We start from the raw sequence: 22,084 nt of genomic DNA on the forward strand, positions 1-22,084 counted from the left end.
GAGGGAAGCATCTAACACTGGCACGATTTTTGAAAAACAGATGCGGGTACGGGACGAATCCCGCGCCGAAAACACGAAACCCTCAACAAACAACCCACAGGAACAAACCATGAAACGCTTCATCGCCCTCATCGCCTTTGCCGGCATGGTCGCATTCTCTGCCGCCCCCGCAACCGCATCCGCCGAGAACATGTACGGCATCGGCTTCGTCGACCTCAACGGCGACGGCATCAACGACAACGCCCTCGACGCTGACGGCGACGGGGTGCCGAACGGCCAGGACGCCGACTTCGTGGCCCCCGCCGACGGCGCAGGCCAGCACCTCGGCGCAGGAGCAGGCGCAGGCACGGGCGCACGCTCGGGTGCCATGGACGGCGCCGGATCGAAGGGAGCTTCCGCCCAGGGATCGGCCAAGAGGATGGGCCGCCGCTAACGACAACAGGGCCTTTCGGGCGGGGCACCTGCCCCGCCGAAACGGCCGTTTCACACAAGGGCGCAACCGTAAAAAGCAGAAAACCATGCCCACCCGACTCATATCCATAGCCGTCCTGGCCTTTTTTGCGAGCCTCTTCCCTCTGTCGGGAGCCCGGGCCGAAGACCGGCAGGCGAGCGCAAGCGCAACAGAGGACGCGGCGCCCCGGCGACTCCGGTTCATCGACGACGACGGCGACGGCATCAACGATCTTGTCCAGGGCAAAGGCGACAACGGCCCTCACCCCGCATCAAGGTTCTTCCGGGATGAACCGGGCTCTATCCAGAACGGAATCCACAGGCCGCAGGGCACCCTCCTGCATGGAAGCAAGGGTGGCAGGGCCCAAGGGAAAAAATAAACCCACATGAAACATCTCCTCCCCCTCCTCGTTCTCATTCTCCTGCCAGCGCCGGCCGATGCAGGCACGCATGCGGGAGCCTCCATCACCTACAGCAGCGAAGACAACGTCTTCCTCTCCCCCACGCCCGAAGAAGACGAAGTGGTGAGCTCATCACTCTGGCTCGACAGGAGCACCAAAGACGGAGCCCTGAGCACCATGATGTACTATAACGGCTCGCTCGTCAGCCTCTCGAATCACGACGAGAACAACTACCAGCTCCATGTCGGCGGCGCAACCCTCAGCCACGCACTTCCCCGCAAGGGGTGGGTGCAGTGCTCGCTGGCCGGGGAGTTCAGGATCGACGAAAACAGCGGCGCCATGTACGGCTACGGCGAATACCGGGCCGCCATTGACTCGAAAGTATGGCTGGACCGGGAGATGTACCTCCTCTCCGGCTACGGCGCAAGGCTGACCGGGTATGAAGACCTCGGAGCATGGGACAACGTGGAGCACGAAATCTACGCAAAGCTGCAGTGCATGCCTGTCGACACGGCCACCCTCACCATTGCCACCGCGGCAGGGCTGCGGCAGTACGACTCCGCCATCGACACCCTCGACCCCGCGACGTCAGGAACGCTGGCCACCACCCGGGAAACCGGCCAGTGGGTGAACTCGCTGACCCTCTCCACCCCGGTCATCGACCAGAAGACCGGCCTGCGCACATTCGTGCTCTCGAGGACCAACTTTGGCGACAGGGCCGCATCCATCACCGGGCTTGACGAAGAGCCCAACGCCCTGAATCCTCTCTTCGACGACCGCTACAGCTACGAAAGCCTGGAGTTCGGCTGCATGCTCTCGCGCATGCTTCCCTTCAGCATCACCGGCAGGATCGGCTACGAACATGCCGTCAAGGACTACACCGAAGTCGTCACCGGCGGAGTGGCAAGACACGAACTGCTCGACAATCTCTGGGTCAAGCTCGAAAAAAGCCTGCCGCTGCAACCCGGCGGGAAGGTCCACATGAACATTTACGCCCAGTGCCAGAAGCTCTGGAACGACTCGAACATCGACGATTACGGCTATTCGGCCCTGAAAACCGAACTTGGCGCAGAAGTGACATTCTGATATTCTGTTCTTTTTCGTACACTTCGTTAGAACCTCGACTTCAGGGTGCGGCTGAAAAGCGTCGGGAACGAGTCAGCGGCACCCTGGAGAATATTCCAAAGCGACACAGTACCATGAAAGCCATCATCCCCGTTGCCGGCGTCGGCTCGCGCCTCCGCCCGCACACCTTCTCCCACCCCAAAGTGCTGCTGAACGTGGCGGGAAAGCCCATCATCGGCCATATCATGGACGAGCTCATCGCCGCAGGAATCGACGAAGCCATCGTCATCGTCGGCTACCTCGGCGACATGGTCGAGGAGTGGCTCAAGAAGCACTACGGCATCAAATTCACCTTCGTCCAGCAGCCCGAGCGGCTCGGGCTCGCCCACGCCATCTGGATGTGCCGGCCGTATGTCGACGAGAACGAGCCGCTGCTCATCATCCTCGGAGACACCATCTTCGACGTCGACCTCAACCCGGTCATGCAGAGCACGGTCTCCACGCTCGGCGTCAGGGAGGTCGAGGATCCGCGCCGCTTCGGAGTCGCCGTTACCGAGGGAGGAAGGATCGCAAGGCTCGTCGAAAAACCCGACACCCCGGTCAGCAACCTGGCCATCGTAGGACTCTACTTCCTCCGCCAGGCCGGCCCCCTCTACTCCTCGATCGAGCATCTCATCAACCATGAGATCAAGACCAAGGGCGAATACCAGCTCACCGACGCCCTGCAGCTGATGATCGAGGGCGGCGAGGAGTTCAGCACCTTTCCGGTCAACGGATGGTACGACTGCGGCAAGCCCGAGACGCTGCTCTCGACCAATGAAATACTGCTGCGGCGGGCCGCTCCGGCCAAGCCCTACCCCGGCTGCGTCATCAACGAACCGGTCTACATCGCCGCAACCGCCCGACTCGAAAACGCCATCATAGGCCCCAACACGACCATCGGCGAGAACGCCGTCATCAAGGACGCCATCGCCAGGGACTCGATCATCGGCAACAGCGCCCGTGTCGCACACATCATGCTCCACGGCTCGATCGTCGGCAACAACGCCTCGATTTCGGGCAACCCGCACGAGATCAACATCGGCGACTACTCGGAGATCCGGATCGGCTGACCCCTCCGCCGCCCCGGGGTGGCGTATGAAAAAGAGAATTTTGCATACCTCACCCCGAATGCTTACATTTCATATCTGTATTTAAAAGGCACTCCCATTATCTATGGACACGGTGCCGCAGGCCTTTCGGGGGAGAACTCCGCCCTGTGGCCTGCCGGAAAGGTTTTCCGTGTCCAGTAGGCCCATCCCAGCCGCCCTCTCGTCCGAAAACCCTCCCGTACCGGTTTTTCTGTTGTTCCTGTCGTTCGTTTAACCATAACATTCATTGCACACATGGCACAGTCAAGGTATTTCTTTACCTCGGAGTCCGTTTCGGAAGGACATCCGGACAAAGTGGCGGACCAGATTTCTGACGCGGTCCTCGACGACTTCATCCGCCAGGATCCCAACTCGCGCGTAGCCTGCGAGACCTTCGTCACCACCGGCCAGGTCATCGTCGGCGGCGAGGTCACCACCAAGGGCATCGTCGACGTCCAGACCATCGCCCGCAAGACCATCACCGAGATCGGCTACACCAAGGGCGAATACATGTTCGACGCCAACTCCTGCGGCATCCTCTCCGCCCTGCACGCACAGTCGCCCGACATCAACCGCGGCGTCGACCGCAAGGAAACCATCGAAGACGAGTTCGACCGCGTCGGAGCCGGCGACCAGGGCATGATGTTCGGCTACGCCTGCACCGAGACCCCCGAGCTGATGCCTGCGGCCATCCAGTTCGCACAGCAGCTCGTCAAGCTCCTTGCCGACATCCGCAAGGAAGGCAAGATGATGACCTACCTCCGCCCCGATGCGAAGAGCCAGGTCACGCTCGAGTACATCGACGACAAGGTCGCCCGCGTCGACGCCGTCGTCGTCTCGACCCAGCACGATCCGGAACCGGCCGGCATGAGCGAAGCCGACTTCCAGGCGGTCATCCAGAAGGACATCATCGAGAACGTCGTCAGGAAGGTCATCCCCGCCGAACTTCTCGACGCCAACACCAAGTTCCACATCAACCCGACCGGCCGCTTTGAAATCGGCGGACCCCACGGCGACACCGGACTGACCGGCCGCAAGATCATCGTCGACACCTACGGCGGCGCAGCCCCGCACGGCGGCGGCGCGTTCAGCGGCAAGGACCCCTCGAAGGTCGACCGCAGCGCAGCCTACGCGGCACGCCACGTGGCCAAGAACATCGTCGCCGCAGGACTTGCCGAGAAGTGCACCGTCCAGGTCTCCTACGCCATCGGTGTGGCCCGCCCGGTCTCCATCTACATCAACACCCACGAGACCGCCAAGCACGGACTCTCCGACGAGCAGATCCAGGAGAAGGCCGAGAAGATCTTCGATCTCCGCCCGCTGGCCATCATCCGCCGCTTCAACCTCGACAAGCCCCAGGGCTGGTGCTACCGCCAGACCGCTGCCTACGGCCACTTCGGCCGCGACATCTTCCCCTGGGAGAAGACCGAGAAGGTTGCTGAGCTGAAGCAGGCATTCGGCCTCTGAGCCAACGACAACAACGGACTGCGCCTCTGCCGACATGCAGGGGCGCACGTTTTTCAACAACCATAACCGAGATACCTGAAATCATGACGACTGAAGCACCGGTGCTCGACTATAAAGTCGCCGATATCTCCCTGGCCGAATGGGGCCGCAAGGAGATCGAAATCGCAGAGAAAGAGATGCCCGGCCTCATGGCCACCCGCAGGAAGTACGAGGGCAAAAAGCCCCTCCAGGGCGCCCGCATCTCCGGATCGCTCCACATGACCATCCAGACCGCCGTCCTCATCGAGACCCTCGTCGAACTCGGCGCAGAGGTCCGCTGGGCGAGCTGCAACATCTTCTCGACCCAGGACCACGCCGCCGCGGCAATCGCCGCCGCAGGCGTCCCGGTCTTCGCCTGGAAGGGCGAGACCCTCGACGAGTACTGGTGGTGCACCCGCCAGGCCCTCGAGTTCGAAGGCGGCAAGGGGCCGAACCTCATCGTCGACGACGGCGGTGACGCAACCCTCATGATCCTGCTCGGCTACAAGATCGAAAACGATCCCTCGATGCTCGACAAGGAGCAGAAGGTCGCCGAAGTCAGGGCGCTCTACGGCCAGCTCAAGGCCGTCTTCGAAGAGGACAACCAGCGCTGGCACAAGGTGGCCGCCGAAATGAAAGGCGTCTCCGAAGAGACCACCACCGGCGTGCACCGCCTCTACCAGATGATGGAGAAGGGCGAACTCCTCTTCCCCGCCATCAACGTCAACGACTCGGTCACCAAGTCGAAGTTCGACAACCTCTACGGCTGCCGCGAGTCGCTCGCCGACGGCATCAAGCGCGCCACCGACGTCATGATCGCCGGCAAGGTCGCAGTCGTCCTCGGTTACGGAGACGTCGGCAAGGGCTGCGCCCACTCCATGCGCTCCTACGGCGCCCGCGTGATCGTGACCGAAATCGACCCGATCTGCGCACTCCAGGCCGCAATGGAGGGATTCGAGGTCACCACGATGGACCGTGCCGTCAAGGAGGGCAACATCTTCGTCACCACCACCGGCAACAAGGATGTCATCACCCTCGAGCATATGAAGCAGATGCCCGACGAGGCCATCGTCTGCAACATCGGCCACTTCGACAACGAAATCCAGGTCGAGGCGCTCAACGAATTCAAGGGTGCGACGAAGATCAACATCAAGCCGCAGGTCGACAAGTACGTCTTCGAAGACGGCCGCTCGATGTACATGCTCGCCGAAGGCCGCCTGGTCAATCTCGGCTGCGCCACCGGCCACCCGTCGTTCGTCATGAGCAACTCGTTCACCAACCAGACGCTCGCCCAGATCGAACTCTGGAAGAACGACTACGAGGTGGGCGTCTACCGCCTTCCCAAGCAGCTCGACGAAGAGGTCGCACGCCTCCACCTCGAGCAGATCGGCGTGAAGCTCACGACCCTCTCCAAGGAACAGGCCGAATACCTCGGCGTTCCGGTAGAAGGCCCGTTCAAGCCGGAGCACTACCGGTACTAAGGTTGAATGACAGCAATCCCCCCCCCGGGGGGGGATACGGAAAAAGGCGGCTTTCGGGCCGCCTTTTCCGTTTTCATGACAAATCGGGATATCCACTGCGCTCATGCAGGCTGGGGAAGGAGCTGGGGCGGCAGGATTCGAACCTGCGGATGTCGGCTCCAAAGGCCGATGCCTTACCACTTGGCGACGCCCCAAAACGGGGCTCAAGTATACGCATATTCGCTGAAATTCACAACCTGGGCGGGGAGCCCGAACCCCGGGCGGGGTTGGCAGTGGAAGGCATTTCTGGTATCTTTCCAAAAAACTGCGCCTGACGGACACACCGCCGGGCAACGACCATCCCCAGAACACCTCCGCCATGACCCGAATCAAGATCTGCGGCATCACCCGGACCGAAGATGCGCTCGAAGCCTGCAGGGCGGGAGCCGACGCGCTGGGCTTCAACTTCAGCCAGGCAAGCCCCCGATGCATCAGCCCGGACCGGGCCCGCGAAATCGTCCGCCGGCTCCCTCCGTTCGTCACGGCGGTCGGCGTCTTCGTCGATCAGGAACCCGAAGAGCTCGTCGGGATCTGCCGCCATGCATCCCTTACGCTGGCGCAGCTGCACGGCAGCCGGTACGGGGAGGTTGAGACGGCGGCCGTGCGTGGAGTCAGGGTGCTGAAGGTGTTCCGCCCAGAAGCGGAGTTCACCCCTGAAACAGTCGACCGCTTCAGGGAGCGTACCGGAGTGGAGGACTTCCTTTTCGACACCTACCGGCCGGGCATGGAAGGGGGGACCGGAGAACGGATGGAGGAGAGCGTTGCCGGAAGGATCTTCGGCGCGCTTCCCGAAGGATGCCGCGGCGTGCTTGCCGGCGGACTGAACCCCGGAAACGTCGCAGAAGGCGTCGAACGGCTACGCCCCTACGCGGTCGACACGGCAAGCGGCGTCGAGTCCGCACCGGGAATCAAGGATCCGGAAACGATGCGGGCCTTCGTCCGGGCGGTACGGCTCGCCGACCGGAACTGAGCTTCAGCCGACGGAAGCCATCTGGCCGAGGATAAGCTCCGAGGCGGTATCGGGAAGCTCGAGCGTAATGAGGTGGCCGCACTGCGGAACCCCGACATAACGGCCTTTTCCCGTCATCTCCTGCAGCTTCCTGGCGTTCTCGGCCGTCATGATCGAATCCCCCTCCCCCGCCACGAACAGGATCGGCGCATCGACCGAACGCACCATGTCCGGCACAGCCCCGGTGGTCTCCAGCGAAGTGATCTGGCCGGTGGTCTGCTCGATGGCATCGGGATCACAGAGCCCGAGGCTCTCGAAGCCGATCAGGATGTCGTGCAGCGTCACGGTGTTGCGGGCAAGCACCAGGCGGGCGAAGACGTAGACCGGAAACCACCAGGTGAGCTTGCGCAGCATGATGTTGAAGACGAAGTTGATGGCGTTCGGAGCGAACTCCGCGATCATCTCGCTGTTGGGCAGGTAGCCGAAGTTGAAGAAGGTCATCGAACGAAGCCTCTCGGAATGGCTTCCGGCGTAGTCGAGCGCCACGAGCGCGCCGAACGAGAACGCCGCCAGGTGGAAACGCTCGAGTTTGAGCCCGTCGACCAGGGCCGAGAGGTCAAGGGCGAACGAACCGATGCGGTAGCGGTTTTCGGGGTCGTTGGCCGACCAGCCGTGGCCGCGCAGGTCGTAGGCGATGGTGCGCACCCCCGCTTCGTTGAGCGAGCGCACCACATGGTGCCACCACATCCACCAGCAGTCCCACCCATGAACCAGAACGATTGTCTGGGCGGCATCCTCCGGCCCCGAGACGTGGTAGTGGTGGACGATGCCGTTCACTTCGATGAACCGGCTGCCTTCGGCGAGCTCGAGCTCGTAGGCGGCCCGGCGCGCAGCGTCACGGTCGGCCGAAGCAGCCTGGCGGCGGAGGCGGTCGCAGTATGCGGTGAATTTTTCGGTGGGAGGTGCGCAAGGGGGAAGTTGTGCCATGTGGAGTCGAGTCTGGTGTACGAATCAACTGCTTCTGCTACCGTAATATACACGAACCGGAGCCAAAACCCGAACCCCTCTTTCTCCCCCTACCTCAGCATCCCGGGCGAGTGGCGGAAGATCTTCTCGCACTCGCGGCGGATGATCTCCTGCTGCTGGAGGATCAGCTCGGGATCGACCGTGAAGTGGTTGAGCAGCTGCGAGAAAATCTGGATGGAGGTCTCGAACTTCTCGGTCACCACCACGTCGGCCCCCGCCGCATAGAGCTCGTCGATGCGGTCCAGCGTACGGGAGCGCACGATAATGAAGGCTTTCGGGTTGATCTGGCGGATCATGCCGATGCTGCGCCGGACGGCCGTCATATCCGAAATCCCGAGAACAACGGCGCGCGCATGGTCGATGCCTGCGCGCAGGAGCGACTTGCGCTCGGTGCAGTCGCCGTAGTAGATCGGCTCGCCCTTGCGGCGCATGTTCCTGACGATCTCGCGGTCGATCTCGAGCACGGAGTACGAGATGTTCGTGGCATGCAGCACCGCGGCGACGTTCTGGCCGTTGACGCCGAAGCCGATGATGGCCGCATGGATCTCCCCGGCGCAGATGATGGTGCTGTCGTCGGGACGCACGGGCGCCGTCGGCGCATTGCGAGAGACGAGGGGGATGAAGCCGAGGGCGGGAGCCACCTGGTCGGCCAGGCGCGGCGCGATGGCGATCATCGCCGGCGTAACGATCATCGTGACCACGATGATGGAGAGCATCGCCTGGAACACCTCATGGTCGATGACGTTGTTGCTGAGCCCGCTCTCGGCGAGCACGAAGGAGAACTCTCCGATCTGGGCCAGCGCCATGCCGGCCATCAGGCTCACCCGTATCGAGTTGCCGAGAAAGACCGAGACGATGGTCACGAGCAGCCCCTTGACGAGCAGCACGCCGAGGGCGATCAGCGCGAACAGCGGCAGGTCGATCATCCTGACGTCGAGCAGGAGGCCGACGGAAATGAAGAAGATGCTGGTGAAGGCCTCGCGGAACGGGTCGATCGTCACGCTGATCTGGTGGCTCTCGTCGGTACTGGCGATGACCATGCCGGCGACGAACGAGCCGAGCGCGAGCGAAAGTCCCGCCATGGAGGTCAGCCAGGCCGAACCGAAGCAGATCACCAGCGCGCCGATGACGAGCACCTCGCGGGCATGCAGCGAGGCGATGATGCGCACCATCCTCGGCATGAAGATGCGGAAGCCGAAGAAGATCCCCGAAGCGAAAAGTGCGATGAAGCCGATCTTGCGGAACACCGTCTCAAGAGAGGGGACCACCTCGGGATTGAGGAAACTGATGCCGATCATGAGCGGCACGATGGCCAGGTCCTGGAAAATGAGGATGCCGAGAGCGATGCGGCCGTGCGGCAGCTCAAGCTCTTCGCGGTCGGTCAGGATCTTCAGGCAGATGGCCGTACTGCTGACCGAAAAGGCCAGCCCGAGGAAGATCGCGGCCGAGGTCGAGATCTCGCGGCCTATGGCAAGCATCAGCCAGTAGGCCAGGAAGCTGACGGCCATACCGGTAATGACGATCTGCACCACCCCGCCGACGAGCACGATGCGCCGGAGGCGCTTGAGGTCGTCGAGCGAAAACTCGAGGCCGATGGTGAAGAGCAGCAGCACCACACCGAGTTCGGCGAGGGTCGAGATGAGCTTTTCGTCGTAGACGACACCGATGCCAGACGGGCCCAGGATGATGCCGGTGAAAATCAGTCCGATGACCGGAGGGATCTTCAGCCGCTGGAAAACCAGGATGATGGCCACGGCCATGGCGCCGATCAGGACCAGTTCACCGAGGAAGTCGAATTCGTGCATAAACGGCAGAGGTTTTTCGAAGAGAGGCAGGGTGTCCGGGCTGAAATGGGCCGGACGCCTGTACTTATAGGTACTCTTTCCATACTGAAATACCAACAACATTCAGCAAACCCGAACCGCTTTGCGAGCGAAAACCCCACCCGAAGGAGAGCCGAAGGGAAGCGACAGAGGAAAAACTGCGGCGGCGGGATGCGGCTATATTGATAAAACCTTATAAAAAAGTTATATAGAAATCCTTCCGCCGCCGGACGATACCGGCCGGCGGGCCTGTTCATTTTCATTTTCCAGGCGCACACCATGTTCAAACCCAAGTTCTTTACCGTCCTCCCCGGGCTCACGAAGGAACAGCTCGCCAGGGACGCCGTCTCCGGCATCCTTGTCGGCATCGTCGCCCTTCCGCTTGCCATCGCATTCGCGATCGCATCGGGCGTCTCGCCCGAAAAGGGCCTTATTACCGCCGTCATCGGCGGCTTCATTGTCTCTTTCCTCGGCGGCAGCCGCGTGCAGATCGGAGGGCCTACCGGAGCGTTCATCGTCATCCTCTACGGCATCGTCCAGCAATACGGGATCAACGGCCTCATGGTGGCCACCGTCATGGCCGGCGTCATCCTCATCCTGATGGGCGTGGCGCAGTTCGGCTCCCTCATCAAGTTCATCCCCTATCCGGTCATCGTCGGCTTCACCACCGGCATCGCCGTCATCATCTTCTCCACCCAGATCAGGGATCTTTTGGGCCTCGACATCGCCTCGGTTCCGCCCGACTTCCTGGAAAAATGGGCCGCCTACGCCGCCCACATCCGCTCCATAGATCCCCCGACGGCCCTCACCGGAGCCCTGGCGCTGGCGATCATCGCGCTCTGGCCGAAAGTATCGCGCAAGATCCCCGGCTCGATCGTCGCCATCATCGCCACCACCGTCCTCGTCCAGTCGCTGCAGCTCGACGTCGCCACGATCGAAAGCCGGTTCGGAGAGATCCCCTCCACCCTCCCGGCCCCGGCGCTTCCCTCGTTCGACCTGCAGACGGTCCGCCAGCTCATCATGCCGGCAACGACCATCGCCATCCTCGGCGCGATTGAAGCACTGCTCTCGGCCGTCGTGGCCGACGGCATGATCGGCGGAAGGCACAAGTCGAACATGGAGCTCATCGCACAGGGCATAGCCAACATCGTCACCCCCCTCTTCGGAGGCATCCCCGTCACCGGTGCCATCGCAAGAACGGCCACCAACATCAAGAACGGCGGAAGGACGCCGGTCGCCGGCATCGTCCACGCCCTGACGCTCCTCGGGATCATGCTCCTCTTCGGCCGGTGGGCCGGACTGATCCCGATGCCGGCGCTTGCGGCCATCCTCATCGTCGTCGCCTGGAACATGAGCGAGTACCATGTCTTCCGCCAGCTCCTGAAAAGCCCCAAAAGCGACGTCATCGTCCTGCTTACCACCTTCAGCCTCACCGTACTCTTCGACCTTACCGTCGCCATCGAGATCGGCATGCTCCTGGCCGTCATCCTCTTCATGCGCCGCATGGCCGAGCTCACCAACGTCGGCGTCATCACCCGCGAGCTCAAGGATCGCGACGAGGAAGACGATCCGAACACCATCATCACCCGAAGCGTCCCCGAAGGGGTCGAGGTCTTCGAAATCAACGGACCGTTCTTCTTCGGCGCCGTCTCGAAGTTCCGCGACGCCATGCACATCGTCGAAAAAGCGCCGAAAGTGCGCATCGTCAGGATGCGCCAGGTCCAGTCGATCGACGCCACCGGCCTGAACATGGTCAAGGACATGATCGAGGACTGCCGGAAAAGCGGCACGCTTTTGATCCTCTCGGGCGTCCACGCGCAGCCCATGTTCGCACTCCAGCAGTACGGCCTCTACGACCGGATCGGCGAAGAGAACATCTTCGGCAACATCGACGACGCGCTCGATCGTGCAAGAGAAACACTCGGACTCCCCAAAGAAGGCCGCCTGAGGAACTTCGTCCCTTCCGTGAAACGCGAGGAGAGCGAAAACTGAACGCGAAGCGCAATCCGGAACGGAACCGGCAGAAACCGCAACAGAAAAAGACCGCGACAACAGCGGTCTTTTTTTATTTATTTCGGAACTATAAGCCTTTGACTTAAATTATTAAAAAGGAATACTGATCCAACCGAAACAATACAACATCAAACACAGGAGCATACGAACCATGGACATCCCTTACCGCCCGCTCGGCCCCGTCATGCAGCTCCTCGAAGAGCTCGGCCACGAAGTGACGTACGCTTACGACGACCTCGTCTTCATCAACGACAACGACTTCCTGCTCCAGTTCGGCAAAACGGGCCCCTCCGTCTCCCTCTACTTCAACCGGGAGTGCCCCAGGAAAACCGCAGAAAACATCGAACAGAGCATCATCCCCGCCGCAGACCGCAAAGGCATCGCCATCACCCGGAAAGGGGCCTACCGGCTCATGGAACAGGAGGGCGAAAGCGTGCAGATCGAGTTTTTCGACCACTAAGCCCTCCAGGGTACAGGACAGCACACCCAGGGCCGGGGAACCATCAGCCCCGGATCCGGGGTTCAGACCTGTGGAAAAGAGAACCGCCAACCCCGTCCCCCGAAACCATGCAGACCTGGTACGACAGCCTCGCAAAACCTCCGCTCACCCCGCCGAAGAAGGTGTTCGGGCCCGTCTGGGGGGCCCTCTACCTGCTTATCTTCACCTCCCTCGCCATCTACTTCAGCACCCCCCTGAAGCCGCATTTCGCGCTGACCTGCATCCTGCTCCTCGTCCACTTCACGGCCGGGTTCAGCTGGACCTCGATCTTCTTCGGCCGCAAGCGCATCCTCTGGGCGCTCGCCGACATCGTCGTTCTCGACCTCACCCTCATCGCCGTGATCACGCTCTTCCTGAAGGCCAGCACCACGGCGGCCCTGCTGCTCCTGCCCTATCTCGGCTGGGGGCTCTTCGCGACCTACCTCAACCTGGGAATCTACCGGCTCAACCGGAACACGCCGGAAGCCGACACTTGAAGATCGCCGGGGGGTTTGCTAGATTTGGGGGGAAAGGAACCCCCGAACCATACGACACGCCCGAATGAAATACTCCGAAGCCCGGACCGGCAGAATCTTCGTCATCCGCCTCGAAGACGGCGATATCCTCCATGAACAGATCGAAGCCTTCGCTGAAGAGCACGGCATCGCGAGGGCCTCGCTGATTGCCGTCGGAGCGGCCGACAAAGGCAGCCGCCTCGTCGTCGGCCCGGAGGAGAGCCGGGTGAGCCCGCCGAAGCCGATGACGCTCGAGCTTCGAGCTGCTCGAACCCTGAAAGGCAGGCTTCAGGCGAACGGGTTCTCCTCGAACGGAAGAGAGAGCGACTCGGCAACCGCCCTGTTGGTCAGCCGGCCCTGCCAGGTATTGAGACCGCCTACCAGACCCGGCATCATGACCATCGCGCTCTCCAGGCCGAGATCGGCCATCCGGCGGACATAGGGCAGGCTCACCCCCGTCAGCGCCTCGGTCGAGGTCTCGGGGTAGGCTGCAGGCATGTTCGTCACGCAGTAGTGGAGCACCCCCTCCTCAACGAAGACGGGATCCTCATGGGTGGTGGGACGGGAGCTCTCGAAGCAACCGCCCTGGTCGATGGCGATGTCGACGAGCACCGCCCCCTTCTTCATGTGGCGGAGCATCGGGCGGGTGACCAGCTTCGGGGCCGCCGCACCCGGCACCAGCACGGCCCCGATGACGAGATCGGCCGTGGCGAGCTGCTCCTCGACATGCTGGGCGGTCGAATAGAGGGTACGGACCTGGGCGGGAAGGGAGGACTCGAGCATGCGCATCCGTTCCTGGCCGAGCTCGAGAAGGGTTACCGAGGCCCCGAGGCCGGCGGCCACCTTGGCGGCATGCATGCCGGCAGATCCGCCGCCGAGCACCACGACGCTGGCCGGAAGCACGCCCGGCACGCCGCCGAGCAGCTTGCCCCCGCCGCCGAAGCGGCTGCTCTGGAAGTAGGCGCCCATGAGCACGCTCATCTTCCCGGCAATCTCGCTCATCGGCGAGAGAAGCGGCAGGCGGCCGTTCTCCTCCACCGTCTCGTAGGCGATGGCGGTGACCTCCGTTTCGAGCAGCTTCGAGGCCAGTCCGGGGTTGCCGGCCAGGTGCAGGTAGGTGAAGAGCACGAGCCCCTTGCGGAAATGGCGGTACTCCTCCTCGAGCGGCTCCTTGACCTTGACGACCAGGTCGCAGCGCCAGGCCTTGTCGGCCGAACCGGTGACCATGGCTCCGGCCCGGCGGTACTTGTCATCGGAAAAGCCGCTCGACGCGCCGGCCCCCGACTGCACCACCACCCGGTGCCCGCCGGCGACAAGATGGCGCACCCCGGCAGGTGTGCAGGAGACGCGGGTTTCACCCGTCTTGATCTCGAGAGGGATGCCGATGTTCATGATGACTGGATGTTGAGGATTGAAGAGGCGCTCGCTCTCGGCGCCACAACACAATATACGCTTCGGAGGCGAACAACACCCGATTCGGCGGGAACGACACCCTGGATACAACGCCCCCTGGAGGGCATCATAACCGCAACAGAAAACACAAGACCATGCCTGCATTCATGCTTGAAGGATCGTGGTGGCCGGCTCTCTTCCTGGCTCTTTTGGCCGTTTCGATCCCTGCGATAAAAAAGAGCTTCAGGACACCGGCGCTCGCCGCATCCGCACTCCTCTGGCTTGCGGCAATCGCCGCATCCGCCTTCATGCACGGAGCGCTGGCGGCCGCGGCTACGGTCCTGATCCCGGCGTTCTGGGGCGTCCTCACAACGCTCGGCGCCATCTTTTTTGCAGGAATCGGAGACCTGGCAAAAAAACGTTACCGCACCTGAAAAAAGCCTATGAGGCCGCAACCCACGCCGGCACGAATCTCCACGCATGGCGCATCTCACGGTCGAGCCGCGCGTACTCGGGCTCGTGACGGGCGACAAGCGACCAGAACGCTTTCGAGTGGTTCATGTGCACGGTGTGGCAGAGCTCGTGCACGATGATGTATCGAACGAGCTCCGGAGGGAGGAAGAGCAGCTTGATGTTCAGCGTGATGCGGCCCTTCGAGGAACAGCTCCCCCACCGGGAGTGCTGGAGGCGCACGGATGAGGAGACGAAACTGAAGCCCATCTGCCGGGCCGCCTCCCCGAGCATCGGGAAGAGGATCTGGCGGGCTCTCTTTTTCAGCCAGAGATGGAGTACCGCCATTGCTGCCTCGCCGTCCGAAGGATCGACGGGAAGCACCAGGCCGAAGGGAGCCGAGCAGATGTCCTCGAGCGGACGTCGCCGGCTCCCGTCATAGGAAAGGCTCCACTCCTCCCCCGTGAGGCCGAAGCGCAGCAGTCCGGGAAGGCCGCCCTCGAGCAGGGGCTCTTCAGGCCGTCGGTGCTGCTCGAGCCGCGCCGCCGTCCGCTCCACCCACTCCCGGTGGCGTTCGACGAGGGCGGGAACCTCGCGCCGGTCGAACCCGACGGGAATCACCACCACGAGTCCCTCGTGCGGCATCATCCTGAGCCGGGCGCTGCGTGCCCGGCGGCTGACCTTCAGCGTATAGGGTATGGAAGTCTTCATAGGCTCAACATACGCCCTGGCAGAGAAAAATAATAGCGGCACACAGGAATAGATACGCTCGGAGCCATCACGGGAAGCACCGCGCCCCATCAAAGCATCTTTATTCGCCAAATATGGCGAATAAAGACTATATTTATGTATATATCGTCAGATATTGCGACTTATAAATGCGTTAAAAACAGAGGCATCGATGAAAATCGAAGGAACGCTGACCGACGAGGCGATCCTCGGGGAACTGGGCGGACGGCTGGCCGGGCGGCGGCTGGAGCTTCAGCTCAGCCAGGAAACACTCGCCGAACAGGCAGGCATATCGAAGCGGACCGTAGAGCGCATCGAATCGGGGGCCACGACACAGATATCGTCCATGATCAGGGTCATGAGGACCCTTGGCATCCTGGAACGGCTGGAGGCACTGGTGCCAGAAAGAAGGCCGCGCCCGATGGATCTCGTAAAACTCGAAGGGAAAGCTCGAAAGCGGACACGAAGCAGGAAAACCCCCGAAAACAGAAAAAACTGGACATGGGGTGACGAGTCATGAGCACGACTGCAACGGTAAACCTCTGGGGTCGCAGGATCGGAGCGGTATCGATCGCCAGCGACGCCCCGGCCGCCACATTCGAGTACGAGCGGGACTTCGCGGAAAGCGGCATCGAAATCGCCCCGATCTCAATGCCGCTGTCCGGCCGCATCTACACGTTTCCCGATCTGCGCCGTGAAACATTCCACGGACTTCCGGGCCTTCTGGCGGACTCTCTGCCGGACCGGTTCGGCAATGCACTGATCGACGCATGGCTTGCGCGCTCCGGACGAACGCCCGGCTCCATGAATGCAGTTGAACGGCTCTGCTATACGGGAGCCCGGGGAATGGGGGCCCTGGAGTACGCGCCGGCTGTCCGACTGGGAAGCCCGCAGTCGGCCCCGGTCGAAATCGAAGGACTGGTCGAACTGGCCTCGGAGGTCCTTACCCACAGAAACGACCTGCAGGCATGGTTCCATGACGAAGGCAGCGAGACCGCACTCAGGGACATCCTCAGGGTCGGGACGTCGGCTGGCGGAGCCAGGGCAAAGGCTGTGATTGCCTGGAACCCGGAAACCAACGAGGTCCGTTCGGGCCAGATAAAAGCCGGAAAGGGGTTCGAATACTGGCTGCTCAAGTTCGACGGAGTAAGCGGTAACAGGGACAAGGAGCTGGAAGACCCGAAAGGCTATGGCGCAATCGAGCACGCATATCACCGCATGGCGCAGGATTCGGGCATCACCATGACTCCGTGCCGCCTGTTTGAGGAAAACGGTCGCCGACACTTCATGACCAGGCGCTTCGACCGGCTGGAAGACGGCTCGAAACTGCACATGCAGTCGCTCTCCGCCATGGTCCATTACGACTTCAACCAGGCCGGGGCTTACGGCTACGAACAGGCGCTGCAGGTCATCCGGCGGCTCGGGCTGCCGATGGCGGCCGTCGAGGAGCAGTTCAGGCGAATGGTGTTCAACATTGTGGCCCGCAACCAGGACGACCATGTCAAGAACATCGCCTTTCTCATGGACCGTTCGGGCAACTGGTCGCTTGCCCCTGCGTTTGACCTCACCTACAGTTACCAGCCGGGGGGAGCATGGACCGCCACCCATCAAATGACGCTCAACGGCAAACGGAGCGGATTCATGCTTGAAGATTTCAGGACATGCGCCAAAAGCGCGTCCATGAAGCGCGGACGAGCGGAAACCATCATCGAAGAGGTCCGTGCCGTCGTCGGAAAATGGAATGAGTATGCAGAAGAGTCGGGAGTCGACCCCCGCCAGCAAGGAAAGATCGCCGCCGCACTCCGGCTGGAACCGTTTCGATGACGGGCCTCCTGAAGGGCGGCACAGTTTATACCGGAAGAGGGCGCCGGTCGAACCCGACGGGAATCACCACCACGAGCCCGTCATGCGGCATCATCCGAAGCCGGGCGCTGCGTGCCCGCCGGCTGACCTTCAGTGTATAGGGAATGGGTTCCTTCATAGCATCAACATACGCTGTACCAGAATTGGTCAATCTCGCTGTTGAGTTCGGGGTTGTATTGCAGCATGGCTATTTGTCCTCCAACTGCTTGACGTTTCTGTCGGCAAGCAGGCGTTTCATCTGCTGAATGGCGGTCTGGTTCAGGATTTTCAGCCGCTCGGCCTGCGGCAGTCCCTGGTGAACGAAATGGGCGTTCAGACTTTCGAGGTTGGCCAGGCATTCGTCTTGATGGCGTCGGTGTGGATGCGGGAATTGATTTCGACTGCTGACTGAATAGTTCAGAATGAAGTCTTCATAGCCGTTCCTCATCTTTCAGCGCACTGAGCAGCCGCAGCAGTTCGGGCACGTCATCGCAGATGATGCTCCACAAGGTGTCGTCGTCGATGCCGAGATAGCCGTGAATAAGGCGGTTTCGGGTGGCGATAACCATCCGCCAGGGGATTTCGGGATGAGTGTGACGAACGTCATCCGGAATACGGGTTGCGGCTTCGCCGATCAGCTCCAGGTTCCGCAGTGTGGCATCGTAGGTGAGACCGCTGGCCACGAATCCCGCCTGATCGAGGCTGTCGGTATAGGCGAGCACCTTTCCGGCGAAGTCGATCATGTCGTCGACGTAGAAGCGCCATTCCCGCCGCCCGGCATCAGACATCGACCCGCTCCTGTTCAATAGAGGAGCGCAACTGAGGGCGCAAGGCCTTTTCTGTGACCAGATCGACCGGACAACCCAGAAGGTCTTCCAGATAGAACTGCACGCCGAAATATCGCTTGGAGGTGGCCGGTCCGTCAAACGCCACCAGCACATCGACATCGCTTCCGCTGCTCGCCGTGTCACGGGCGGTGGAACCGAACAGAGCCAGACGCGTCACGCCGAAAAGGGCCTGGAGCTCGGGCTTGCTATGGGCCAGTAGTTGCAGGGCTCGCTGCCTGTTCATCACTACGCCTCCATCCTTCTGATTCGTTTTAGGGTTCGGGCGCACAGCAACCGAAACCATTGGGCGCGGCCGCCCGATGTTTGAAACTATGGGAAATATAAAACATTTGCCACACGCCGGAGCGAGCCAACAAAAAAGCCCTGCGTTGACAGGGCTCTTCGGACGTTTCCAGACGTCTCTGGATCCGTCGATTGTGGAGATGCCGGGAGTCGAACCCGGGTCCAGAACATTGCTCGATAAAGCCACCACACTCATCTCCGGTGCTCGGAGTTTCGCGGGCCGGAACTGCACCGGCAAAGGCCGTTCCGCTAGCCCGAATTAGTACCCGTCTGCCCCTTCGGGCGAAAACAGACGGGGCTTACTTGCGCGAGCTGAAGCTCAAGCGCGGGTTATGCCATCCTGCGGTTTCAGAGTAAGCGCCTCCGCCGCCGGACGATGGCTGATTAATTAACTTTTGCTAATCAGGCAGCCATTGCATACGAATAATCGTCTGCATCTATTGGTTGCATAGACTTCTTTAACGAGTCCATCCATGCTGAAACTCGGAGTGCAACTTTACCTTACACCTGCCCTGTCGAAAGCCTGTCATCCCCAGTAAAATCAAAGAACGTCTTGCCGTATGGCAATAGTATATATACTTTTCAGCATACACTACCAAAACAACGCCGAAAAGCCCCATGCAATTCCCCGACCTGAAAAAACTCGACGGAAAGAAGATCATCTTATGGGGGGTCATCTCCTGGCTGCTGCTGATCGTGCTGCTCGTATTCTTCGGAGGGTGATGCCTCAGGAGCCCGATCCGCTCAGTTGAGCCCGGGCAGCTCGGGCGAGTTGGCGATCAGCTGATACTCCCCGCCTTTCGAGCGCACCGTGCGGCTCCACATCCGCTCGTACTCCCCGCTGAAAACCATTTCCGGGGTGGCGTCCGCCATGTACCAGGAGCCCTCCTCGAACTCGGCCTCGAGCTGTCCGGCGCTCCAGCCGGCGTAGCCGAGGAAGAAGCGGATCTCGGAAGGCTTGATGACGCCGGTGTTGAGCAGGTAGCTGAGCTCCTCGCGGTCTCCGCCCCAGAAAAGCCCGGGAAGGATCTCCTCCGAGCCGTCGAGCAGGTCGCCGCGCAGGTGCAGGAAATGCACCGTATCGGACTGCACCGGCCCGCCCATATGCAGCGGCTCCTCCACCTCCTCGAAGCCGGTGACGGCCTCGCGGACCTGGAACTCCATCGGGCGGTTGAGTATGAATCCGAGCGAACCCTCTTCGTTGTGCTCGCACATCATGAGCACCGTCCGCTTGAAATTCGATTCAAGAAGATTTGCCGAGGCGATCAGCAGCTTGCCTGCCGAGAGCCGCTCATATTCGTTGAAAACACCCATCCATCACTGTTTGGATTCAAGCCATTCGAGGACCTGGCGCGGATGATCCGCAGCCTTGACCTTCGGCCATACATTCTCGATCTTTCCCTCTTCGTCGACAAGGTAGGAGACCCTCGAGGTCCCCATGTACTCACGCCCCATGAACTTCTTCGGGCCCCAGACGCCGTAAGCCTCAACCACCGACTTTTCCGTGTCGGCAAGGAGGCGGAAGGGAAGCTGGTACTTGTCGGCGAACTTGCGGTGCCGGGCCTCGGAATCCACGCTCACGCCCAGGACATCCACCCCGACACTGTTAAAGTTAGGCAAATTATCGCGAAATGCGCAAGCTTCGGCCGTGCAGCCGGGCGTATCGTCTTTGGGATAAAAATAAATAAGTACCTTCCTTCCGCGGTACTCTTCGAGAGATACCTCTTTGCCGTCCTGGTCCCTTCCGTGTAGAGGGGGGGCCGGCATGCCCGGTTCAAGCAGTGCCATAGTGCTGTACTATTGATGTTTGCGGTTGTATGATTTATACTGGTAAGAATACGGCCGGGGCGCAAAAAGTTTCCCCGCCGAACACCCGGAGATCCTTATGAAACCCTTTACCTACTGCCCGCTCTGCGGAAAAGGCCTCAACCCCGCACTGCTCGAAGGCCGGGAGCGCATGCTCTGCCCCGAATGCGGCTGGGTGCACTACCGCAACCCGCTGCCGGTGGCCATAGCCTGCACCGTGAACCCCAAGGGCGAAATCCTGCTCATCCGACGCGCGCACGAACCCGCCCTGAACGAGTGGGCGCTGCCGGGAGGGTTCCTGGAGTCGGGGGAGCTGCCCGAGGAGGGGTGCCTCAGGGAACTGATGGAGGAAACTTCGATCGAGGGCCGCGTGGAACGCATCATCGGCGTCTACCACCGTGAAAGCACCATGTACGGCTCACTGCTCGCCGTCGCCTACGCCGTTACGGCCTCGCACGAAAACATCAGGATCAACCACGAAGTGTTCGAGGCGGGATTCTACCCCCCGGACGCCATGCCGGAAGTGCGCATCCCGCTGCACCGCCAGATCATCGACGAGCACCGCCGCGCGAGCGAGTCGGCCTCAGGCTGAGGCCCGGCCGCTTTCCTGACGGGAAGAGAGCGCCTCGCCGAGACTCAGCCCGGCCCGCTCGAGATCGAACCCGCCCGGATTCTGGAAAACCCGCAGCCCGAACGAAGGCAGGACGGCCAGCACATGGTCCATGACGTCCGCCTGCACCCCCTCGTAAACAGCCCACTCTTTCTCCCTCGAGAAGACATAGATCTCCAGCGGAATGCCCTCGGCCGTCGGCTGGAGGTGTCGGATGATGAGCGTCATCGAGGTGTTGACCTTGGGATGGTTTTTCAGGTAGGCCGCAAGATAGGCCCGGAAGGTGCCGAAGTTGGTAAGGCGGCGCGCGTTGACCGGCGAGACGTTGCCGTCCGAGAACTTCGCGTTCCACTCGCTGAGCTCCCGCTCCTTCTCCTCGAGGTACCCCTTAAGGAGCCGGACCTCACGAAGCCTCCCGAGCAGCTCCTCGTCGAGGAACCGGACACTGTTCATGTCGATGTTCACGGAACGCTTGATGCGCCGCCCTCCCCCTTCGCTCATGCCGCGCCAGTTCTTGAAGCCCTGGGAGATCAGCGAATAGGCCGGAATGGTGCTGATGGTCTTGTCCCAGTTCTGCACCGAGACCGTCACGAGCGAAATATCGATGATGTCGCCGTCTGCCCCGTACTGCGGCATCTCGATCCAGTCCCCCACCCGCACGAGGTTGTTGGCCGAGAGCTGCACGCCGGCCACCAGCCCGAGGATCGAATCCTTGAAGACCAGCAGGAGGACCGCCGTGAACGCACCGAGTCCGCTGAGGAAGACCACCGGAGACTTGCCCATCAGTTTCGAGACCATTACGACGAGCGCCACCGAAACGGCCAGGGCCTTGAGCACCTGCATGAAACTCTTCACCGGAAGGCGCACGGCCGATGGCCTGGTTGCGAGAAAATCCTGCAGGGCGTCGAGCGAGGCGAAGACCACCAGCACGACAGCGAACGTCAGGTAGAGCACGGCGACGTCCTTGACGATGGAGACCAGTTCGGGATAGTAATGGAGCACAGGGTCGGAGAGAAGGTGCACCAGGATCGGCGGCAGGAGGCGGGCGAGCCCGGAAAACACCTTGCGGCGGACCAGGATATCGTCGAACGTCGTCACCGTCCTTGCGGCCAGACGGTTGATCGTCTCAAGCAGCACCCGCTTGAAGACAAGCTCGACGGCCGCGATGAATATGACCGCCAGCAGCGATGCCGTGAGGGTGGAGAGCAGTGTGGCCATGTCGGAGGCCATGCCGTAGGAGGAGAAGAAGTCGAAAATCGGCTGCATCATA

General features: G+C 61.5%; 25 protein-coding genes, 1 tRNA gene, 1 other RNA gene and 1 pseudogene. 15 read left to right on the forward strand and 13 right to left on the reverse strand.

Annotated features, from left to right (window positions below):
• Positions 1 to 109 precede the first annotated feature (109 nt).
• The 6 genes from E0L29_RS08585 to ahcY all read left to right on the forward strand — a co-directional run bounded on the left by E0L29_RS08585 (position 110) and on the right by ahcY (position 6,012).
• Complete coding sequence (locus E0L29_RS08585) at positions 110 to 433, forward strand: hypothetical protein (RefSeq protein ID WP_131357741.1); 324 nt, start codon at positions 110 to 112, stop codon at positions 431 to 433.
• Positions 434 to 518: 85 nt separating this feature from the next.
• Entirely contained in the window at positions 519 to 830 is a 312-nt protein-coding gene (locus E0L29_RS08590) for a hypothetical protein (RefSeq protein ID WP_131357745.1), read from the forward strand.
• Between the two features lie 6 nt (positions 831 to 836).
• Complete coding sequence (locus E0L29_RS08595) at positions 837 to 1,937, forward strand: hypothetical protein (RefSeq protein ID WP_131357748.1); 1,101 nt, start codon at positions 837 to 839, stop codon at positions 1,935 to 1,937.
• Between the two features lie 113 nt (positions 1,938 to 2,050).
• Positions 2,051 to 3,028, forward strand: coding sequence for a sugar phosphate nucleotidyltransferase (locus E0L29_RS08600; protein ID WP_131357751.1), 978 nt, complete (start codon positions 2,051 to 2,053; stop codon positions 3,026 to 3,028).
• Between the two features lie 273 nt (positions 3,029 to 3,301).
• On the forward strand, positions 3,302 to 4,513 hold the full coding sequence (metK, locus tag E0L29_RS08605; protein WP_131357754.1) for a methionine adenosyltransferase: 1,212 nt from the start codon (positions 3,302 to 3,304) through the stop codon (positions 4,511 to 4,513).
• Between the two features lie 83 nt (positions 4,514 to 4,596).
• Entirely contained in the window at positions 4,597 to 6,012 is a 1,416-nt protein-coding gene (gene ahcY, locus E0L29_RS08610; protein WP_131357757.1) for an adenosylhomocysteinase, read from the forward strand.
• Positions 6,013 to 6,134: 122 nt separating this feature from the next.
• Here ahcY and E0L29_RS08615 read toward each other — a convergent pair.
• Positions 6,135 to 6,206 (reverse strand) — tRNA-Gln (locus tag E0L29_RS08615).
• A 164-nt stretch (positions 6,207 to 6,370) separates the two neighbouring features.
• Here E0L29_RS08615 and E0L29_RS08620 point away from each other — a divergent pair.
• Positions 6,371 to 7,021, forward strand: coding sequence for a phosphoribosylanthranilate isomerase (locus E0L29_RS08620; RefSeq protein WP_131357760.1), 651 nt, complete (start codon positions 6,371 to 6,373; stop codon positions 7,019 to 7,021).
• A gap of 3 nt (positions 7,022 to 7,024) precedes the next feature.
• On the opposite strand, the gene E0L29_RS08625 is transcribed toward E0L29_RS08620, so the two are convergent.
• Positions 7,025 to 7,987 (reverse strand): alpha/beta hydrolase, encoded by a 963-nt coding sequence (locus tag E0L29_RS08625; protein ID WP_131357763.1) that lies wholly within the window; start codon positions 7,985 to 7,987, stop codon positions 7,025 to 7,027.
• A gap of 89 nt (positions 7,988 to 8,076) precedes the next feature.
• Positions 8,077 to 9,831 carry a cation:proton antiporter gene (locus tag E0L29_RS08630; protein WP_131357766.1) on the reverse strand — a complete coding sequence of 585 codons (1,755 nt, stop codon included), beginning with the start codon at positions 9,829 to 9,831 and terminating at the stop codon, positions 8,077 to 8,079.
• A 297-nt stretch (positions 9,832 to 10,128) separates the two neighbouring features.
• Here E0L29_RS08630 and sulP point away from each other — a divergent pair, with 297 nt between their 5' ends.
• The 4 genes and pseudogenes from sulP to E0L29_RS08650 form a co-directional block, all read left to right on the forward strand.
• Positions 10,129 to 11,841 (forward strand): sulfate permease, encoded by a 1,713-nt coding sequence (sulP, locus tag E0L29_RS08635; RefSeq protein WP_131357769.1) that lies wholly within the window; start codon positions 10,129 to 10,131, stop codon positions 11,839 to 11,841.
• A gap of 172 nt (positions 11,842 to 12,013) precedes the next feature.
• The gene (locus tag E0L29_RS08640; protein ID WP_131357772.1) at positions 12,014 to 12,322 is read left to right on the forward strand and encodes a hypothetical protein; all 309 of its coding nucleotides are present in this window, start codon (positions 12,014 to 12,016) and stop codon (positions 12,320 to 12,322) included.
• Between the two features lie 107 nt (positions 12,323 to 12,429).
• Complete coding sequence (locus tag E0L29_RS08645) at positions 12,430 to 12,837, forward strand: TspO/MBR family protein (protein WP_131357775.1); 408 nt, start codon at positions 12,430 to 12,432, stop codon at positions 12,835 to 12,837.
• Positions 12,838 to 12,901: 64 nt separating this feature from the next.
• Positions 12,902 to 13,114 (forward strand): annotated as a pseudogene (locus E0L29_RS08650) (DUF296 domain-containing protein); the annotation flags it as partial.
• A 29-nt stretch (positions 13,115 to 13,143) separates the two neighbouring features.
• On the opposite strand, the gene ald reads toward E0L29_RS08650, so the two are convergent.
• Complete coding sequence (gene ald, locus E0L29_RS08655) at positions 13,144 to 14,247, reverse strand: alanine dehydrogenase (protein ID WP_131357778.1); 1,104 nt, start codon at positions 14,245 to 14,247, stop codon at positions 13,144 to 13,146.
• 155 nt (positions 14,248 to 14,402) lie between these two features.
• Between ald and E0L29_RS08660 the strand changes: the two genes are divergently transcribed.
• Positions 14,403 to 14,681 carry a hypothetical protein gene (locus E0L29_RS08660; protein ID WP_131357781.1) on the forward strand — a complete coding sequence of 93 codons (279 nt, stop codon included), beginning with the start codon at positions 14,403 to 14,405 and terminating at the stop codon, positions 14,679 to 14,681.
• A 7-nt stretch (positions 14,682 to 14,688) separates the two neighbouring features.
• On the opposite strand, the gene E0L29_RS08665 is transcribed toward E0L29_RS08660, so the two are convergent.
• Positions 14,689 to 15,408, reverse strand: coding sequence for a SprT family zinc-dependent metalloprotease (locus E0L29_RS08665; protein ID WP_131357784.1), 720 nt, complete (start codon positions 15,406 to 15,408; stop codon positions 14,689 to 14,691).
• Between the two features lie 190 nt (positions 15,409 to 15,598).
• Between E0L29_RS08665 and E0L29_RS08670 the strand changes: the two genes are divergently transcribed.
• Positions 15,599 to 15,946, forward strand: a complete 348-nt coding sequence (locus E0L29_RS08670; protein ID WP_131357787.1) for a helix-turn-helix transcriptional regulator — start codon at positions 15,599 to 15,601, stop codon at positions 15,944 to 15,946.
• Positions 15,943 to 17,250: a type II toxin-antitoxin system HipA family toxin gene (locus E0L29_RS08675; RefSeq protein ID WP_131357790.1), complete on the forward strand. Its 1,308-nt coding sequence runs from the start codon at positions 15,943 to 15,945 to the stop codon at positions 17,248 to 17,250. The genes E0L29_RS08670 and E0L29_RS08675 overlap by 4 nt, the downstream gene beginning before the upstream one ends.
• Positions 17,251 to 17,275: 25 nt before the next feature.
• On the opposite strand, the gene E0L29_RS08680 is transcribed toward E0L29_RS08675, so the two are convergent.
• From E0L29_RS08680 to bcp, 7 genes are all read right to left on the reverse strand, one after another.
• Positions 17,276 to 17,407 carry a hypothetical protein gene (locus E0L29_RS08680; protein ID WP_347564598.1) on the reverse strand — a complete coding sequence of 44 codons (132 nt, stop codon included), beginning with the start codon at positions 17,405 to 17,407 and terminating at the stop codon, positions 17,276 to 17,278.
• Positions 17,408 to 17,476: 69 nt separating this feature from the next.
• Positions 17,477 to 17,716 carry a hypothetical protein gene (locus tag E0L29_RS11565; RefSeq protein WP_207387767.1) on the reverse strand — a complete coding sequence of 80 codons (240 nt, stop codon included), beginning with the start codon at positions 17,714 to 17,716 and terminating at the stop codon, positions 17,477 to 17,479.
• Positions 17,700 to 18,056: a DUF86 domain-containing protein gene (locus tag E0L29_RS08690; RefSeq protein ID WP_131357793.1), complete on the reverse strand. Its 357-nt coding sequence runs from the start codon at positions 18,054 to 18,056 to the stop codon at positions 17,700 to 17,702. The genes E0L29_RS11565 and E0L29_RS08690 overlap by 17 nt, the downstream gene beginning before the upstream one ends.
• The gene (locus tag E0L29_RS08695; protein WP_131357796.1) at positions 18,049 to 18,339 is read right to left on the reverse strand and encodes a nucleotidyltransferase family protein; all 291 of its coding nucleotides are present in this window, start codon (positions 18,337 to 18,339) and stop codon (positions 18,049 to 18,051) included. Before E0L29_RS08695 ends, E0L29_RS08690 begins: the two co-directional genes overlap by 8 nt.
• Before the next feature lie 191 nt (positions 18,340 to 18,530).
• Positions 18,531 to 18,932: a transfer-messenger RNA gene (gene ssrA / locus E0L29_RS08700) on the reverse strand.
• Positions 18,933 to 19,142: 210 nt separating this feature from the next.
• Positions 19,143 to 19,712: a YqgE/AlgH family protein gene (locus E0L29_RS08705; protein ID WP_131357799.1), complete on the reverse strand. Its 570-nt coding sequence runs from the start codon at positions 19,710 to 19,712 to the stop codon at positions 19,143 to 19,145.
• 3 nt (positions 19,713 to 19,715) lie between these two features.
• Positions 19,716 to 20,186 carry a thioredoxin-dependent thiol peroxidase gene (bcp, locus tag E0L29_RS08710; protein ID WP_131357803.1) on the reverse strand — a complete coding sequence of 157 codons (471 nt, stop codon included), beginning with the start codon at positions 20,184 to 20,186 and terminating at the stop codon, positions 19,716 to 19,718.
• Positions 20,187 to 20,283: 97 nt separating this feature from the next.
• Here bcp and E0L29_RS08715 point away from each other — a divergent pair, with 97 nt between their 5' ends.
• Positions 20,284 to 20,796, forward strand: coding sequence for an NUDIX hydrolase (locus tag E0L29_RS08715; protein WP_131357806.1), 513 nt, complete (start codon positions 20,284 to 20,286; stop codon positions 20,794 to 20,796).
• On the opposite strand, the gene E0L29_RS08720 is transcribed toward E0L29_RS08715, so the two are convergent.
• Positions 20,788 to 22,083 carry a mechanosensitive ion channel family protein gene (locus E0L29_RS08720; protein WP_347564599.1) on the reverse strand — a complete coding sequence of 432 codons (1,296 nt, stop codon included), beginning with the start codon at positions 22,081 to 22,083 and terminating at the stop codon, positions 20,788 to 20,790. The genes E0L29_RS08715 and E0L29_RS08720 overlap by 9 nt on opposite strands.
• Position 22,084: the final 1 nt, after the last annotated feature.

This window comes from Chlorobium sp. N1, from assembly GCF_004332115.1.
In the GTDB taxonomy this organism is placed as follows: domain Bacteria; phylum Bacteroidota; class Chlorobiia; order Chlorobiales; family Chlorobiaceae; genus Chlorobium.